Source organism: Kocuria sp. HSID17590 (genome assembly GCF_003989485.1).
Taxonomy (GTDB): domain Bacteria; phylum Actinomycetota; class Actinomycetes; order Actinomycetales; family Micrococcaceae; genus Kocuria; species Kocuria salsicia.
The window spans coordinates 1-319 of record NZ_RBMB01000082.1; the positions used below are offsets into that span (position 1 = coordinate 1).

General features: G+C 67.7%; 1 protein-coding gene. It reads right to left on the reverse strand.

The window, feature by feature from the left end:
• Nucleotides 1–319 (reverse strand): transposase (locus D8M39_RS12500; RefSeq protein WP_148111772.1); only part of this gene is annotated, 319 nt, incomplete at both ends.

Genomic DNA, 319 nt, shown 5'->3' on the forward strand with positions numbered 1-319 from the left:
CTAGCACGGTCACCACGTCGGGCAGTTCCTCGACGGCGGCGGTCTTGAACCCGGTGAAGCCGTCCATCGCGACCACCTCCACGCCGTCGCGCCACTCCTGCGGGCGGTCGGCCAGCCAGGTCTTGAACGCCTGCTTGGAGCGTCCTTCGACCATGTCCAGCAGCCGTGCCGGGCCGGTGCCATCTCGCACTAGGGTGAGGTCGATGATCACGGTGACGTACCTGTCGCCGCGACGGGTGTGCCTCCACACGTGCTCATCGACCCCGACGACCTTCACCCCCTCGAAGCGGTGCTCCTCGTCGATCAGCACCCGCTTGCC